This is a genomic window from Pseudomonas sp. ADAK7 (genome assembly GCF_012935675.1).
Lineage (GTDB): Bacteria > Pseudomonadota > Gammaproteobacteria > Pseudomonadales > Pseudomonadaceae > Aquipseudomonas.
This window is the reverse complement of sequence record NZ_CP052861.1, coordinates 4,622,564-4,635,466: the sequence shown is the minus strand read 5'-3', so window position 1 is coordinate 4,635,466 and position 12,903 is coordinate 4,622,564. Positions and strand designations below refer to the sequence as shown.

Below are 12,903 nucleotides of genomic sequence, written 5' to 3'. Positions count from 1 at the left end.
GAGATACGAGGGCAGTGGCCTTTTCTAGAAACAGATATCAGCGACATTCTGGAATTATCCAACTTTCCCAGCCCTCAGAGCCAGGATATAGGATCATCTCTCCTTGAAACTCTGGAGCAACACCTGGATTTCCTTCCCGCATCCACAGATACCATTCCGAAGTTTTCAAAAGCTTGCCATCCGTTGAGTAGACACGATAGAAATACTGACTACTGAGTAGCTCAAAAATACCTCCTAAATCGCCCAGCACCTCATAATCAGGCGAATATCTGGATATGTAGCATTTACCAGACTCACTCACATATGTTTTCAACGGCTTTGCAACTAGGGAACTGTGAACTTTCAGTGCGATGAGCAACATCAAAAACAATGACACTCCCATCAAGAGAAAACGCCATCGTTTTACGGCGAAACTGATCATGGAGTTACCTTCGGCGCCTTTGAGCGCGCTGCAAACTCACCAAAATCGGCTTCCATGAAACGGAAGGAAATAGAAGTTGGCAACTTCTTGACCGTGGAATAAACAAATAAATCGCCACCTTTACCATGCTCGACACGGTACCGATTGAAACTCCCGTTCGTTACCTTATGATAAAGCTGACCATCAGATTCATAGGTTTCCCGACCTAACGCACCGAAACCTTTTATGCCACTTTCGAAACTCCAATATCCAAGAGGCTGATCTTTGCTGCTGTCATTTAAAAATTCATAGGTATCACGTATGTAACAACCAATCTCTTCAATATGCACTGTGGCCGGCATTCTCTTGGTCTTTGAGGTAACGGTAAACTTGGTAACAGCAAACTTAACTAGAAACCCACCCAGAGTACCGTAAACATCATCCAGTGGATTAGTAATCCTCTCCCACTTATCAGTTCCGATCGGCCTAAAATTATACTGCGTGGTCACCTCCAACTCTCGCGCACTCATAGAGCTGAAATCATATTCACCTTTTTTGAGATCCTTGTTTTCCCGATCAAGAATTCCAAGATCTCTGAGACGCGACATAAATTGCAAAAGACCAGGTGCCAGTTGATCCAATTTTCTTGCACGACCAATAAGCTCGTTGTACTGACTGGCATATGCCGCCTTTTCGAGCAGCTCTTTTATTTCCTTACCCGTGTCCGGTGACGAACGGGTTAACCAATCAAAGTCCAGATCGTCAAAAAGCTTTTCCTGAGTGATTTTCTTAACGTCCAGCTTCCCTTCTTTTTCATCAACAGTCATTTCGAAAGGTTCGCCATCGAACCAGCGCTGCATCAAACGGGCAGCCTCCACCCAACCCATCTTCCTCATCGCCCCGGGGATATCGGTAATCTGAAACTCGTCTACAGATACCTCTACTGGCGTCTTGTCAGAAGAGGGGGTGAGTTGGGCGGTGGTTGGTGCCGGTGCAGTCATGTGATAACCCTTATGCAATCACGAGCGAAGACTGTGGTTCAAAAGTGAGCGTGACGCTTTCAGCCAAATGGGAAGCGATCGATGCTGTTTTGCCCTGTGCGTCAGTAACGCCTTTGATCTCTTTGCCCGATGCCGTGCACACGGTGTAAGCACGATTAGCAACTGGCGCTCCTGTTCTTGGGTTACGCGCCACAAAGTGCTGAGTAAAAGGCCAATTAATCTCCACCGGCAACGGCGCCACAAACGGCACCGCCGAATGCGAATTCCCGATAATCACCGTCCCGGAACCCGCCGTAACTTTGTTGCCATGCGTCCCCACAGAATCAACCGTGGCCGCCGCTTTCCCATTAATCAAAACCGTCGTCGCCAACCCACCCGACATCGCACCACCACACGCCGAGGCATCGCCTTGGCGGGCGGCCGCGAGGCCGTCGAAGAAGACGTCGCCGGAACCGGCGGCGATCGGGTTGGTGCCGTGGCCGGAGACCGGGCAAGCGGTGGGGTCGGTGAGGCGTGCTGCGGGTTTGCCGGACATTCGGGGCTCCTTAGCTGACCTTGACTTGACCGCTGCCATCCAGGCGCGCGGCGAAGGTGACCTGGCGCTTGAAACCATCAACTTCCAGCAGGCCTTCGATGCTGAAGGACAGGCGAAGCTGATCGTGGTCACGCGGCAGGGAAATGACACGCACATTGCTCAGGCGTGGCTCGTAGGCTTCGATGAAATTTTCGATGGCCAGACGGGCCTGACTCAGGGAGTCGTGCAGGCTCAGACGCATGTCATTGAGATCGGGTAGCCCGTAGTCGGACAGCGTTTGCACGCTGCCCGCACGGGTGCTGAGCATCTTGGCCAGATGGGCAGCCACGGACGCCATGGCGGAGACCTCGCGGCTCCAGCCGACGCGTTTGTCCGCGTCGCCACCCAGGCGTTCGAAAAGGCTGCCGTATCCAGTCATGAGTTAGCTCCGCTTACTCTTTGTCCAGCTTGCCAACCAGCGACAGGGTGAAATCGGCACCCATGTACTTGAAGTGCGGACGCACATTCAGGCTGACGCGGTACCAGCCAGGCTCGCCTTCGACATCGCTGACGATGATCTGGGCAGCGCGCAGTGGACGACGGCCACGGACTTCGGCGCTTGGGTTTTCCTGGTCGGCCACGTACTGGCGGATCCACTTGTTGAGTTCCAGCTCGAGGTCGGTACGTTCTTTCCACGAACCGAGTTGCTCGCGCTGCAGCACTTTCAAGTAGTGAGCCAGGCGGTTGACGATCATCATGTACGGCAGTTGGGTGCCGAGCTTGTAGTTCAGCTCTGCGGCCTTGCCTTCTGCGCTGATGCCGAAGAACTTCGGCTTCTGCACCGAGCTTGCGGAGAAGAACGCCGCGTTGTCGGAGCCTTTGCGCATGGTCAGGGAGATGAAGCCTTCCTCGGCCAGTTCGTATTCACGACGGTCGCTAACCAATACTTCCGTAGGAATCTTGGTTTCGATTTCGCCCATGCTTTCGAAGTGGTGCAACGGCAGGTCTTCAACCGCGCCACCGCTCTGTGGGCCGATGATGTTCGGGCACCAGCGGAACTTGGCGAAACTGTCGGTCAGCTTGGTGCCGAACGCGTAGGCAGTGTTGCCCCACAGGTAGTGCTCGTGGCTGTTGGCGACGGTTTCTTTGTACACGAACGATTTGACCGGGTTTTCTTCCGGGTCGTACGGGTTACGCAGCAGGAAACGCGGCACGGTCAGGCCAACGTAACGGGAGTCTTCCGACTCGCGGAAGCTCTGCCATTTAGCGAATTGCGGGCCTTCGAAGTGATCTTTCAGATCCTTCAGGTCCGGCAGGCCGGTGAAGCTTTCCAGGCCGAAGAATTTCGGGCCGGCCGCCGCGATAAACGGCGCGTGGGACATGCAGGCAACGCTGGACACGTACTGCATCAACTTCACGTCCGGCGAGCTTGGGGACATGTAGTAGTTAGCGATGATCGCGCCTACCGGCTGACCACCGAACTGACCGTATTCAGCGGTGTAGATGTGCTTGTACAGGCCCGACTGCATCACTTCCGGCGAATCTTCGAAATCATCCAGCAGGTCTTCTTTGGAGACGTTGAGGATTTCGATCTTGATGTTTTCGCGGAAGTTGGTGCGATCGACCAGCAACTGCAGACCACGCCACGACGATTCCAGGGACTGGAAGTCCGAGTGGTGCAGGATTTCGTCCATCTGACGGCTGAGCTTGGCATCGATCTCGGCGATCATGCGGTCGACCATGGCCTTCTTGACCGGCTCACCGTTGTTCTGCGGCTTGAGCAGCTCTTCGATGAACGCCGACACACCGCGCTTGGCGATGTCGTAGGCTTCGTCGTCCGGCGTCAGGCGGGTTTCGGCGATGATGCTGTCGAGAATGCTGTATTCGCCGCTCTCTTTGCTCTTTTGCTGTGCTGCGCTAGTGCTCATTGTGTTGGCTTCCTTGGCTGATAGAGACTCAGGCGTCCTGGGCGGCGGCGTTCAAGCCCAGCTCACCCAATACGCGACCGCGGGATTCATCGTCGGCGAGAACGCCTTCGATGGCTTTGCGGAACGCAGGCGCGTTACCCAGCGGGCCTTTGAGGGCCACCAGCGCATCGCGCAGTTCCATCAGTTTTTTCAGCTCAGGCACTTGCTCGACCAGCGAAGCCGGGTTGAAGTCCTTCATCGAGTTGACGCGCAGTTTCACGGCCAGTTCTTCAGTGTCGCTTTCTTCCTGAAGACGGTTCGGCACGCTCAGTGTCAGCTCAAGCTCTTGCTTGGCCAGCACTTCGTCGAAGGTCATTTTGTCGATGCTGATCGGCTTGCGATCTTCGACTTTGCGTTCGTCCTTGCGGTGGGTGTAGTCACCGATTGCCAGTAGTTTCAACGGCAGTTCGATCTCTTCCTGTGCACCACCGGTGGCAGGTTTGAAGGTGACGTTGATGCGTTCCTTGGGGGCTACCGAGCCTTCTTTGGCCATGGCTATTCTCCTTGCGGTTGTGGCCCTGGGGCCTATTCGAGTACCACTTCGAGATCGAGGTGGCACAGCCTGCGATAAATCTCTTCCTTGCGTTCACGCACTGCATGGTTCTGCGGTAACAACTCACAGCAGCTATGCAGCAAATGCAGCACTTCCAGCGCAAGATCGGGCTCCCAGGCGTTCAGGCCTGAGTCCTGTAATGTTTGGTCGAGGGTTTCGAGTTGGGTCTTGGCCAGTTCGTACTTCTTGGCCATGAAGCACAGCCGCGCCAGGGCGAACTGCCAGAAGAACCGCACGCGCCCGCCCTGAGCGGCTTGCAAGCCCTGCTTGAGGACTTGCACGGCGGACTTGAGGCCGTCCTTGCGCAGAATCGGCAGCACTTCTTCCAGCGCCACTTCCCACGCTGGCTGGCTGTCGGTGACTTCGACCTTGCGCGGCGCACTGGCGCTTTGCAGGTGCGGCATGACGTGGGCGCTGACCCAGGCGCGGGTGGCCGGGTCGGCAAACGGCGCGCCGTCATGGAAACGCAATTCGATGATCCCGGGCAGGCGCTGAATCAAAAGCGCGAAGTGGATTTCCACTTCGCGCATGGCCATCTCTGCGTTCAGGCCCTGGAGGCATTCCCAGACCATTCGTTGGCCATCGAACCAGAACGGCGCCTTCGCCAGGCTCGCCTCCAGTTCCACCAGCAGGTCGGCGTATTTCGCCTGGTCGAAACGGTCCTGATAGGCCTTGAGTTTGTCCGCCGGCAACCCGCGCAGCATGGTGATCTGTTCGGCGTTGCGCTCGGGCACCGCGTCGATCGGCAACCACAGCAGCGTGCGATTGAGGCGCAGGGCGCGCAGGTCGGTGGCTTTCTGCTTGAGCCACCAGGCGCACAACGGACGAGCGTTTTCCTGCTGGGCGCGCAGGGCTTTGTGCGCTTCTTTTTCGTTATCGATCGGGGCGCCGGGGGTGAACAGCTGGGTCGCTGCCTGCTTGACCTGGGCGACGGCGGCACCCACCACACCGGGTTCCGGCTGGTTATCGGCGGCGCGCTGCACCATGTTTTTCAGACGGCGGGAGATCGGCAGCAGCAGCGGCGCGTCGTCGCCCAGGTGCTCGGTGCAGGCGGCATCGAGACCTTCCAGATGCTCCACCATCCGGCGGAACATCGGCAGTTGCTCTTTGATCGCGACGTTTTCGGTCAGCACCTGCTCAAGACGCGGCACCAACCAACTGATGGCCGCGGAGCGGGTACGCGCCTTGTTCGGGTGAACTTCGGCCCAATGATTTTCCGTCAAATGGTGCAGCAAACCGAGGCCCGCCAGCAGCCCCTGAAAGGATTCGCGCTGGTACAAAGCCCAGGTCAGCCAGGCGCCGACCCGCAAATCCTTGGACTGGGTGCGCAGCAGATTTTCGCTGTTTTCACGGATTTTCAGCCAGTCGATCTGACCGGCTTCGTGCATCGATTGGGCTTTGGCCAGCTCGCTTTCCAGGGCCTCATATTCGCTCGAAAAGCGAACATCCTCGCCCGCGAAATTCTCTTTGGAAACAGAGGCTTTTGCGAGTTCAAGGTAATGGGCGGAAAGCTTGCTTGAGTAGGACATCCATGGCCTTTATTTAGGATTACGGTCACACGCCATTTGGAGTTTCAACGGCGGCGGACAGTATCAAAGAGCTGCGATTAGTCTCATCCAATTGAGTTCGTGCTCTTTCAAGTCGGCGCATCGTACTCACGATGATGGCCACTAGCAAGCATCCGATTTAACAACAAGAAGAACTGTTCTCTGTTTCTCGTAGGAGATATCCCTATATCCACCAGGGGCTCCCCTGATGCCCGTTTAATATTTCATCTGCCAGGTCCCCGCGCCGGAACCATTGAGCCAGAGCCGTTCCTTGAGCGCCCCACAATCATTGGCGCTTCGATCCATCAGGCGGTGCAAAGCATGACAAGAATAAAAAATGATAAATGTAGGAAATGTCTGAAAGGTGCATTCATCAATGAACAAAGTGACGCGAGACAACAGACAACTTAAAAATGCCATCACAATGATGGCACTTTAATATAAGGGATTCACGAAACGACGTCGCGATAACTCTGGCATTGCACTCAATTTCCAAAGTGTATTAATCAGTCCACAACACTCCGGCATATAAATAGAAGAAGACGCCCATAAAAAATGGGCCTGCGATTTAATCGGCAGGCCCATTTTTCAATACGGTTCTCCCCATTATTCAGGGAGTTCGCCGCAATTATGGATTAACGCTGTCTTTCAACGACTTGCCTGGCTTGAACGCAACAGTGTTGCTGGCCTTGATTTTCACAGGCTCACCGGTTTGCGGGTTTTTGCCGGTGCGGGCACCGCGGTGGCGTTGCAGGAAGGTACCGAAGCCCACCAGCGTGACGCTGTCCTTGCGGTGCAGAGCGCCAGTGATTTCTTCGAGAACGGCGTTGAGTACGCGGTTGGCCTGCTCTTTGGTGAGGTCTGCTTTTTCAGCGATTGCAGCGGCGAGTTCTGGTTTACGCATTAGTGAAGCCCCTTTGACGGTTTTTTGTTGTTATGTCCGTGCTGTTCTCGTTGGAACAGCGCCCAAGGCGCCGCAGGTGCTCTACTCTGCGGCAGACGGGAGTGAGGATGGCACGCACGGAAGAGCCGCGCCAGTCTCGGCGAGACCTTTGTAGGGGCAAAAGCGGGGTGATTCCGACAGAACGACCGGTATTTACGCCAGCAGGGCCGGAAGCTCTTTGTTCAGTGCGAGTTTTTCCATCACCGCCGCGCCTGTCAGGGCATAACCGAGCAATTTGCCCGAGTCATCGCGGCACAGGACCTTGATGTCGGCGCCCTGCCCTTCGACCGTCCAGACGCCCTCGGCACCCCGTGGAGGCGGCGAAACCACCAGCGGGCAGACCGGGGTTTTCACGGTGATCGGCATCGGGCCATAACTCACGGCGGTAGGGTTTCCCGCCAATGTTTGCGCCAGCGCTCTCGCACAGCTCATCAGGGGCATCACGTACAACAGATTCAGCCCATCGACCTCGGCGCAATCGCCCAGGGCGTAGATATTGGCGTGGGACGTCTTCAGGTGACGGTCGACCACTACACCGCGATTGACCTGCACGCCCGCGGCGGCGGCCTGGTCGATGCGCGGACGCAGGCCAATGGCCGAGACCACCACGTCGCACGGGATGACTTGTCCGTCTGACAGATGCGCTTCCAGTCCGTCCGCAACCCGCTGCAACCGGTTGAGTACTGGCCCGAGGTGGAAGCGCGCACCGAGGCTTTCCAGCCCGGCCTGGACCGCTGCCGCCGCCGCTGGGTGCAGCAATGTCGGCATAACCTGTTCGCATGGTGCGACCAGTTGCACTTCGTAACCGCCGAGAATCAGGTCGTTGGCGAATTCGCAGCCGATCAGGCCGGCGCCCAGCAGTAATACCCGACGCTTGCCGGCCGCAGCGGCGCGAAAGCGTGCGTAGTCTTCCAGGTCATTGATCGGGAACACCGCGTCAGCACCATCGCCTTCGATCGGCACCCGCACGGTTTCCGCGCCCCAAGCCAGGATCAGGTCACGGTAGATCACCGCTTCCTCGCCGATCCACAGGCGTTTGTGGCCCGGGTCGATGCCGCTGATGCGGGTGTGGGTGCGCACTTCAGCTTTCAACTGCTCGGCCATGGCGCCCGGCTCGGCCATGCTCAGGCCGTCGGCATCCTTGTTTTTGCCGAAGCCGGTGGAGAGCATCGGCTTGGAGTAGGAACGCCCGTCATCCGCGGTAATCAGCAGCAGCGGGGTTTCGCCATCGAGTTTGCGAAACTCCCGGGCCAGGTTGTAGCCAGCCAGGCCGGTACCGACGATCACGACAGGTGCGTTCATTCCTTACTCCTCTTTTTTGTCTTAGTTGATTTCGATCATTTCGAAATCCATCTTGCCTACGCCGCAGTCCGGGCACAGCCAATCTTCCGGCACGTCCTGCCACAGGGTGCCCGGCGCAATGCCGTCATCCGGCCAGCCGTCGGCTTCGTTATAGATCAGGCCACAGACCACACATTGCCACTTTTTCATTCAGTTACTTCCTCGGGATTCAGGCTTTTGCCGGCGCGAACGGTCGATGGGTAAAGCGCTGCCGTCCGGCTCAGGGCGTTTTGTACTGATCGAACCCGGCAGATGCAAGCCTGTTCGATGCAAGGTCGGGTCGGCTCAATCAAAATCGCCGGCTGACATGGTAAGCTCGCCGCCTCATTTGCTGCCAATAATGACTCACTGTGCCGCACTCAAAACCCCCGTTCTGGCTACCCCAAAGCCGACTCGCACCCCTCCCCGACGCCTCTACCCTCGACTGGCTGTTCGACGAAGGCTCCCTGACCCGACGCCTGATTCGGTTGTCCAATGACCGCTTCAGCGTCACGCCGTTGTTCGAAGGCTGGCAAGCGTTGCGCGCCGACGAATGCGCGGCGCTAAGCCTGGAGGAAGGCAGCGAAGGCTGGGTACGCGAGGTGTATTTGCGCGGCGATGGCCAAGCCTGGGTGTTCGCCCGCAGTGTCGCTGCACGTAGCGCCTTGCAGGGCGATGGGCTGCACATGGATGAATTGGGTAGCCGCTCGCTGGGCGAACTGCTGTTTTGCGATCGAGCGTTCCAGCGCCAGGCCATCGAGGTTTGCCACTATCCTCAAGCTTGGCTGCCGCTCGAGTCCCGGGCGCCCGAGCTGTGGGGCCGCCGCTCGCGTTTCGACCGTGGCGCCCTGAGTGTGCTGGTGGCCGAGATTTTCCTGCCGACCTTGTGGCTCGCCGCTCGCGCCCATCCGGAGAATTGCTGATGTACACCAGCCTGCTCAAGTCCCTGAATCGCTTGAATCCCCGGGCCTGGGATTTCATTCAGCTGACCCGCATGGACAAGCCGATCGGTATTTACCTGCTGCTGTGGCCGACCCTTTGGGCATTGTGGATTGCCGGCAAAGGCTCGCCGTCATTGGTCAACATCGTGATTTTCGTCCTTGGCGTGGTGCTGACCCGCGCCGGCGGTTGCGTGATCAATGACTGGGCGGACCGCAAGGTCGACGGTCACGTGAAACGCACCGAACAGCGGCCATTGGTGAGCGGCAGGATCAGCTCCAAAGAAGCCTTGGTGTTTTTTGCCGTGCTGATGGGCGTGGCCTTTCTGCTGGTGCTGTGCACCAACGCCGCGACCGTCTGGCTATCGTTGGGCGGCCTGGCCCTGGCCTTCAGTTATCCGTTCATGAAGCGCTACACCTACTACCCGCAAGTGGTGCTGGGCGCGGCGTTTTCCTGGGGTATGCCAATGGCGTTCACGGCCGAGACCGGTTCGCTGCCGGCCGAAGCCTGGTTGTTGTGGATTGCCAATCTGCTGTGGACGGTAGGCTACGACACTTATTACGCGATGACCGACCGCGACGACGACTTGAAGATCGGCGTGAAATCCACGGCGATTCTGTTTGGTGATGCGGACCGGGTGATCATTCTGACCTTGCAGGGGTTGGCGCTGGGCTGCCTGTTGCTGGCCGGGTCGAAATTCCAGCTCGGTGGCTGGTTCCACCTCGGGTTGCTGGCGGCGGCCGGGTGTTTTGCCTGGGAGTTCTGGTACACCCGCGGCAAGGACCGGATGCGCTGCTTCAAGGCGTTCTTGCACAACCACTGGGCCGGGTTGGCGATTTTCGTGGGGATTGTGCTGGATTACGCGTTGCGTTGATTTCCACATATTTATGTAGCAGCTGCCAAAGGCTGCGTCCGGCTGCGAAGCAGTCGTAAATGCTGCTCACGCGGTTTACCTGAAACACCGCATGAGTAGATTTTACGACTGCTGCGCAGCCGGACGCAGGCTTCGCCAGCTGCTACAGGTTTGGGTCGCTTACTTCTGCGATTCGTGAACGACGTGCCAGACATCCTTCATGCCGTCACCCTTCATTTCCCCAGGTTTTTCGTCCTTCACAAACGTGTAGAGCGGCTTGCCGTCGTAGGCATATTGCATCTTGCCGTCATCACGCTTGATAACAGTCCATTTGCCTTCGGCCTTGGCACCCGCCGGCGCCATCATCGGCGGCCAGTTCTTGGCGCAATCATCGTTACACATGGACTTGCCGCCACTGTCCTTGTCGAACGTGTAAACGGTCATTCCCTTGTGATCCACCATCATGCCACCCTTCATCATGGCCGGGTCGGCAGCGAAGGCCATTGTCGGCAAAGCCAGAGCAGCGGCCAACATCAGTGCCTTAAGGGAGAACGAATATTGAGTCATGGAAACCTTCTCTTGTGGTTGTCAGGATTCGGAATTAGAGCTTAGCCCAGGATCATGACAATCGCCGGTCGACTAAAATACTGTCACACGACTGCAATAATTCCGTTATCTAATGCGGCGCAAGACAGTTAAATGACAAGAGGAATAAAGGCATGGTTGGCAGGAGCATTCTGATCGTCGACGACGAAGCGCCCATTCGCGAAATGATCGCCGTTGCGTTGGAAATGGCCGGCTATGACTGCCTGGAGGCTGAGAACTCCCAGCAGGCCCATGCCATCATCGTTGACCGCAAGCCGGACCTGATTTTGCTGGACTGGATGCTGCCCGGCACGTCCGGCATCGAGTTGGCCCGGCGCCTCAAGCGCGATGAGCTGACCGGGGATATCCCGATCATCATGCTCACCGCCAAGGGCGAAGAGGACAACAAGATCCAGGGCCTGGAAGTCGGCGCCGACGACTACATCACCAAACCGTTCTCGCCCCGCGAGCTGGTGGCGCGGCTCAAAGCCGTGCTGCGCCGCGCTGGCCCGACCGATGGCGAAACCCCGATCGAAGTCGGCGGCTTGCTGCTGGACCCGATCAGCCACCGCGTGACCATCGACGGCAAACCCGCCGAGATGGGCCCGACCGAATACCGTCTGCTGCAATTCTTCATGACCCACCAGGAACGCGCCTACACCCGTGGCCAGTTGCTGGATCAGGTCTGGGGCGGCAATGTTTATGTCGAAGAACGCACCGTCGACGTGCACATCCGGCGCCTGCGCAAAGCCCTCGGCGATGCCTACGAAAATCTGGTACAAACCGTGCGCGGCACCGGCTACCGGTTTTCCACCAAGGCCTGAGCTGACTGCCCGGCTCGCTGACAAGGACGCAAGTTTCCGTGAACCAAAACTGGCATGGCACCCTGATTCGCCACATGCTGTTGCTGGTCACCGCCTGCCTGGTGATCGGCCTGATTTCCGGCTACTACGGCTGGAGCCTCGCCGCTGGCCTGGGTCTTTACCTGGCCTGGACCCTCAAGCAGCTGTTGCGCCTGCACGAATGGCTGCGCCTGCACAAACCCGATGAAGCGCCGCCAGATGGCTACGGCCTGTGGGGCGAAGTGTTCGACAGCATCTATCACCTGCAACGCCGCGACCAACGGGTACGCGGGCGCCTGCAAGCGGTGATCGACCGGGTCCAGGAGTCCACCGCCGCGCTCAAAGACGCAGTAATCATGCTCGACAGCGACGGCAACCTGGAATGGTGGAACCGTGCCGCCGAAACCCTGCTCGGCCTCAAGACCCCGCAAGACAGCGGCCAACCGGTGACCAACCTGGTGCGTCATCCGCGCTTCAAGGAATACTTCGAGCAGGACAGCTACGCCGAACCGCTGGAAATCCCCTCGCCGATCAATGATCGCTTGCGCATTCAGCTGTACATCACCCGCTACGGCAACAACGAGCATTTGATGCTGGTGCGCGACGTCACGCGCATCCACCAGTTGGAGCAGATGCGCAAAGACTTCATCGCCAACGTCTCCCACGAACTGCGCACGCCGCTGACGGTGATCTGCGGCTACCTGGAAACCTTGCTCGACAACGTCGAGGAAGTGAACCCGCGCTGGACCCGCGCCTTGCAGCAGATGCAACAGCAAGGCGGGCGGATGCAGACCTTGCTTAACGACTTGCTGCTGCTGGCCAAGCTGGAAGCCACCGATTACCCGTCGGATAACCAACCGGTGTCCATCGACGGCCTGCTGAAATCGATCAAAAGCGATGCGCAGCAGCTGTCGGGGCAACGCAATCAGAAGATCACCCTGGACGCCGATCCGACGATTCTGCTCAAGGGCAGCGAAGCGGAATTGCGCAGCGCGTTCTCCAACCTGGTGTTCAACGCGGTGAAATACACCCCGGCCGAAGGCAATATCCGCATTCGCTGGTGGGGTGACGACCAGGGTGCGCATTTGAGCGTGCAGGATTCCGGGATCGGCATCGACAGCAAACACTTGCCGCGCCTGACCGAGCGCTTCTACCGCGTCGATTCCAGCCGCAACTCCAACACGGGCGGCACCGGACTGGGGCTGGCGATCGTCAAACACGTGTTGTTGCGCCACCGAGCGCGGATGGAAATCAGCAGCGTCCCGGGACATGGCAGCACCTTTACCTGCCATTTCGCGCCGGCCCAGGTGACCAAATCCCAGGTTATCAACGCCACCGACTGATACCGGCCGGCACTCGCCCCTAGGCAATCGCCGAGTCAGCCGCTACATTGGCTGACTTGTGCCTGCCCTTCAGGCACCGCATTTCCCCCTTTTTTG

The 12,903-nt window shown here is 58.0% G+C and carries 15 protein-coding genes; 4 read left to right on the top strand and 11 right to left on the bottom strand.

Translation table 11 applies throughout. From position 1 onward, the window contains the following. Window positions 1–37: 37 nt before the first annotated feature. From HKK53_RS21185 to HKK53_RS21140, 10 genes are all read right to left on the bottom strand, one after another. A complete protein-coding gene (locus tag HKK53_RS21185; protein WP_169372445.1) occupies window positions 38–421 on the bottom strand; it encodes a hypothetical protein in 384 nt (127 codons plus the stop codon). Beyond that, on the bottom strand, window positions 418–1,401 hold the full coding sequence (locus HKK53_RS21180; RefSeq protein WP_169372444.1) for a DUF6402 family protein: 984 nt from the start codon (window positions 1,399–1,401) through the stop codon (window positions 418–420). Before HKK53_RS21180 ends, HKK53_RS21185 begins: the two co-directional genes overlap by 4 nt. Window positions 1,402–1,411: 10 nt before the next feature. Further along, complete coding sequence (locus tag HKK53_RS21175; protein WP_169372443.1) at window positions 1,412–1,936, bottom strand: PAAR domain-containing protein; 525 nt, start codon at window positions 1,934–1,936, stop codon at window positions 1,412–1,414. Between the two features lie 10 nt (window positions 1,937–1,946). Then, window positions 1,947–2,354: a type VI secretion system baseplate subunit TssE gene (tssE, locus tag HKK53_RS21170; RefSeq protein ID WP_133835348.1), complete on the bottom strand. Its 408-nt coding sequence runs from the start codon at window positions 2,352–2,354 to the stop codon at window positions 1,947–1,949. Between the two features lie 13 nt (window positions 2,355–2,367). Then, window positions 2,368–3,843, bottom strand: coding sequence for a type VI secretion system contractile sheath large subunit (tssC, locus tag HKK53_RS21165; RefSeq protein ID WP_169372442.1), 1,476 nt, complete (start codon window positions 3,841–3,843; stop codon window positions 2,368–2,370). Window positions 3,844–3,871: 28 nt separating this feature from the next. Beyond that, window positions 3,872–4,375 carry a type VI secretion system contractile sheath small subunit gene (gene tssB, locus HKK53_RS21160; RefSeq protein WP_169372441.1) on the bottom strand — a complete coding sequence of 168 codons (504 nt, stop codon included), beginning with the start codon at window positions 4,373–4,375 and terminating at the stop codon, window positions 3,872–3,874. Window positions 4,376–4,407: 32 nt separating this feature from the next. Continuing rightward, entirely contained in the window at window positions 4,408–5,964 is a 1,557-nt protein-coding gene (gene tssA / locus HKK53_RS21155) for a type VI secretion system protein TssA (protein ID WP_169372440.1), read from the bottom strand. Window positions 5,965–6,610: 646 nt separating this feature from the next. After that, on the bottom strand, window positions 6,611–6,886 hold the full coding sequence (locus tag HKK53_RS21150; RefSeq protein ID WP_003213368.1) for an HU family DNA-binding protein: 276 nt from the start codon (window positions 6,884–6,886) through the stop codon (window positions 6,611–6,613). A gap of 192 nt (window positions 6,887–7,078) precedes the next feature. Beyond that, entirely contained in the window at window positions 7,079–8,227 is a 1,149-nt protein-coding gene (locus HKK53_RS21145) for an NAD(P)/FAD-dependent oxidoreductase (RefSeq protein WP_169372439.1), read from the bottom strand. A 21-nt stretch (window positions 8,228–8,248) separates the two neighbouring features. Further along, on the bottom strand, window positions 8,249–8,416 hold the full coding sequence (locus HKK53_RS21140; RefSeq protein WP_007954349.1) for a rubredoxin: 168 nt from the start codon (window positions 8,414–8,416) through the stop codon (window positions 8,249–8,251). Between the two features lie 200 nt (window positions 8,417–8,616). Here HKK53_RS21140 and HKK53_RS21135 point away from each other — a divergent pair, with 200 nt between their 5' ends. Both HKK53_RS21135 and ubiA read left to right on the top strand, forming a co-directional pair. Further along, window positions 8,617–9,168, top strand: a complete 552-nt coding sequence (locus tag HKK53_RS21135; protein ID WP_169372438.1) for a chorismate--pyruvate lyase family protein — start codon at window positions 8,617–8,619, stop codon at window positions 9,166–9,168. Beyond that, complete coding sequence (gene ubiA / locus HKK53_RS21130) at window positions 9,168–10,058, top strand: 4-hydroxybenzoate octaprenyltransferase (protein WP_169372437.1); 891 nt, start codon at window positions 9,168–9,170, stop codon at window positions 10,056–10,058. Before HKK53_RS21135 ends, ubiA begins: the two co-directional genes overlap by 1 nt. A 159-nt stretch (window positions 10,059–10,217) precedes the next feature. Here ubiA and HKK53_RS21125 read toward each other — a convergent pair whose 3' ends face one another. Next, window positions 10,218–10,604, bottom strand: a complete 387-nt coding sequence (locus HKK53_RS21125; RefSeq protein ID WP_169372436.1) for a COG4315 family predicted lipoprotein — start codon at window positions 10,602–10,604, stop codon at window positions 10,218–10,220. Window positions 10,605–10,756: 152 nt separating this feature from the next. On the opposite strand from HKK53_RS21125, the gene phoB reads away from it, so the two are divergent. Further along, window positions 10,757–11,446: a phosphate regulon transcriptional regulator PhoB gene (gene phoB / locus HKK53_RS21120; protein WP_008150066.1), complete on the top strand. Its 690-nt coding sequence runs from the start codon at window positions 10,757–10,759 to the stop codon at window positions 11,444–11,446. Between the two features lie 74 nt (window positions 11,447–11,520). After that, window positions 11,521–12,807 (top strand): phosphate regulon sensor histidine kinase PhoR, encoded by a 1,287-nt coding sequence (gene phoR, locus HKK53_RS21115; protein ID WP_237150805.1) that lies wholly within the window; start codon window positions 11,521–11,523, stop codon window positions 12,805–12,807. Window positions 12,808–12,903 lie beyond the last annotated feature (96 nt).

Coding starts and splice junctions, on each gene's coding strand:
- HKK53_RS21140 (WP_007954349.1), bottom strand. CDS start 8,416: ATGAAAAAGTGGCAATGTGTGGTCTGTGGCCTGATCTATAACGAAGCC.
- HKK53_RS21150 (WP_003213368.1), bottom strand. CDS start 6,886: ATGCGTAAACCAGAACTCGCCGCTGCAATCGCTGAAAAAGCAGACCTC.
- tssB (WP_169372441.1), bottom strand. CDS start 4,375: ATGGCCAAAGAAGGCTCGGTAGCCCCCAAGGAACGCATCAACGTCACC.
- phoR (WP_237150805.1), top strand. CDS start 11,521: ATGCTGTTGCTGGTCACCGCCTGCCTGGTGATCGGCCTGATTTCCGGC.
- tssC (WP_169372442.1), bottom strand. CDS start 3,843: ATGAGCACTAGCGCAGCACAGCAAAAGAGCAAAGAGAGCGGCGAATAC.
- phoB (WP_008150066.1), top strand. CDS start 10,757: ATGGTTGGCAGGAGCATTCTGATCGTCGACGACGAAGCGCCCATTCGC.
- ubiA (WP_169372437.1), top strand. CDS start 9,168: ATGTACACCAGCCTGCTCAAGTCCCTGAATCGCTTGAATCCCCGGGCC.
- HKK53_RS21180 (WP_169372444.1), bottom strand. CDS start 1,401: ATGACTGCACCGGCACCAACCACCGCCCAACTCACCCCCTCTTCTGAC.
- tssA (WP_169372440.1), bottom strand. CDS start 5,964: ATGTCCTACTCAAGCAAGCTTTCCGCCCATTACCTTGAACTCGCAAAA.
- HKK53_RS21125 (WP_169372436.1), bottom strand. CDS start 10,604: ATGACTCAATATTCGTTCTCCCTTAAGGCACTGATGTTGGCCGCTGCT.
- HKK53_RS21185 (WP_169372445.1), bottom strand. CDS start 421: ATGATCAGTTTCGCCGTAAAACGATGGCGTTTTCTCTTGATGGGAGTG.
- HKK53_RS21145 (WP_169372439.1), bottom strand. CDS start 8,227: ATGAACGCACCTGTCGTGATCGTCGGTACCGGCCTGGCTGGCTACAAC.
- tssE (WP_133835348.1), bottom strand. CDS start 2,354: ATGACTGGATACGGCAGCCTTTTCGAACGCCTGGGTGGCGACGCGGAC.
- HKK53_RS21175 (WP_169372443.1), bottom strand. CDS start 1,936: ATGTCCGGCAAACCCGCAGCACGCCTCACCGACCCCACCGCTTGCCCG.